Raw genomic sequence first — 2,196 nt, forward strand, 5'->3', positions numbered from 1 at the left:
ACGACATCAACCAGCAAAGAGACCCAAAAAAACAAACACCCCCCCCCCCCCCCCCCCCCCCCCCCCCCCCCCCCCCCCCCCCCCCCCCCCCCCCCCGGGACGGTTTCGGTTACGCCAGCGAGCACTCCGTGGCGGTCACGGATGCTGGGCGCGGCACGGTGGTCGACGCGGGTGGGCGCGTGCCCGTCAGCCAGCCCTCCAGCGCGGTGAACGCCGACCGGTGGCACGGCGTCAGCGGCCGCAGCCGGTCGGGGAACGCGTCGAACAGCGAGTCCACGTGCGTGCCGCCCTCGATCCGGTAGTAGCGGAACAGCGCGCTGCGGCCCGCCTTGCGCACCATGTCCGCGTAGACGTCCGAGTCGCGGGAGATCGGCAGCAGCACGTCCAACGTGCCGTGCAGGGTGAGCAGCGGCTTGCCGATCCGGCCGGTCAGCGCGATCCGCTCGACGGCGCGCTGCGCCTGCGGCCGTGCGGCGTAGTCGTAGTCCGCGTCGCACAGCGGCGTGCCGGGCGCGCAGAACGGCGTGCCCGCCTCCGCGTCACCGTCCCAGCCCGGGTCCAGCTCCTCGCGGTAGATGCGCTGGGTCAGGTCCCAGTAGTACTGGTGGTGGAACGGCCACAGGAACTCCGACTCGGCCGGGAACCCGGCGGCCACCACCGCCGCCTTGTCACCGGTGGCGTAGCCCTTCAGCGCGGGCGGCAGGAACGTCAGCAGGTTCGGGCCCTCGGCGGTCCACAGCGTGCCCTCCCAGTCCACGCCGCCGTCGTACAGCTCGGGGCGGTTCTCCAGCTGCCACCGCACCAGGTAGCCGCCGTTGGAGATGCCGGTGGCCAGGGTGCGCGACGGCGGTCGGCAGTACCGCTGCGCCACCACGGCCTTCGCCGCCCGGGTCAGCTGCGTGACCCGGTGGTTCCACTCGGCGATCGCGTCACCCGGCCGCCTGCCGTCCCGGTGGAAGGCCACGCCGGTGTTGCCCTTGTCGGTCGACGCGAACGCGTACCCGCGGGCCAGCACGAAGTCGCTGATCGCGCGGTCGTTGGCGTACTGCTCGCGCACGCCGGGCGAGCCCGCCACGACGAGGCCGCCGTTCCAGCGCGCCGGCAGCCGGATCACGAACTGCGAGTCGTGCGCCCAGCCGTGGTTGGTGTTGCCGGTCGAGGAGTCGGGGAAGTAGCCGTCCACCTGGGTGCCCGGCACGGGCGTCGGCGCGGGCAGGCCCGCCGGGGTCAGGCCGGCCCAGTCGGCGGGGTCGGTGCGGCCGCCGGCGGTGGACAGGTCGGCGAGGTGGGTCAGTTCCTGGTGCTCGGCACCGGGAACGCGCAGTGGCCCGCACCCTTCGGCGGACGCGGGAACGGCCTGCGCCGTCGTCGCGAGGAGCGCTGCGATCAGTGGAACGACGATGTTCACCCGAGGCACGGTAAGTCGGCCCGCCGGGCCGCGAAATGGGTCCGGACGCCATGGCCGGCGGGGCGGATGTGGTGTGCGGAGCCATCGGCGGCACACCTGCGAGTGACCCTCACACCGGGGGATTGCACGACGCCGCGTCACCAAGGGCGGTAATCGGGATTTTCACTGCCACAGGTGACGTCGATCGGTGCATAACCGGGCTGTCACCGATCGCCGTGACCGTCCTAACGGCCGTGTCCTGGACGTCCCCGCGTGCACGGTGTGGCCGATCGCCCGGCGGTGGAACCTTGAGTACCACGATCGGTGCGTTTCGAGCGCCCTGGCGGGGGTAGCTGAGTTGACCCAGCGAAGTTCGCACTGCCAGGTGATTTACGTTCACCCGGCGTGAGGTGTCTGCTTCCGGGGTGACTGAGCAACGGCGCTCTACGCGCACTGACCAGGAGTGGGACCTGATCCGGCGCATCCAGAACCTGGCCCACCGTGCCGAACGCACCGCGTTCGACCACTCGAACCTCGTCGGTCCGCCACCGTCCCAGCAGCACCTGGACATCCTGGCGGAGATCCGCGCCCTCACCGAGCAGGCGGTGGCGCAGCGGATGCCGAGACGCTCCAAGCTGCCCCGACAGGCGGCGCCGGTCGAGGACGGGAAGGTCTCCGCACCCGTTCGCTGAACGCCGTGGGGGGGGGGGGGGGGGGGGCGGGGCCGGGGAGGGGGAAGGGCGGGGGGGGCGGGGAAAGTCTGAGAAGCGCTCCCAGAGCCCCTCCCCCCACACAGAGAAAGGAGGGGT

General features: G+C 72.2%; 2 protein-coding genes. One reads left to right on the forward strand and one right to left on the reverse strand.

What is annotated here, in order from left to right; genetic code table 11:
• Nucleotides 1-109: 109 nt before the first annotated feature.
• Nucleotides 110-1,417, reverse strand: coding sequence for a tannase/feruloyl esterase family alpha/beta hydrolase (locus ACZ7GX_RS32150; RefSeq protein ID WP_498782146.1), 1,308 nt, complete (start codon nucleotides 1,415-1,417; stop codon nucleotides 110-112).
• Between the two features lie 395 nt (nucleotides 1,418-1,812).
• Between ACZ7GX_RS32150 and ACZ7GX_RS32155 the strand changes: the two genes are divergently transcribed.
• On the forward strand, nucleotides 1,813-2,079 hold the full coding sequence (locus ACZ7GX_RS32155) for a hypothetical protein (RefSeq protein ID WP_498782148.1): 267 nt from the start codon (nucleotides 1,813-1,815) through the stop codon (nucleotides 2,077-2,079).
• The last annotated feature ends 117 nt before the right edge of the window (nucleotides 2,080-2,196 follow it).

The sequence above is a fragment of the Actinosynnema sp. NPDC037264 genome (genome assembly GCF_055603705.1).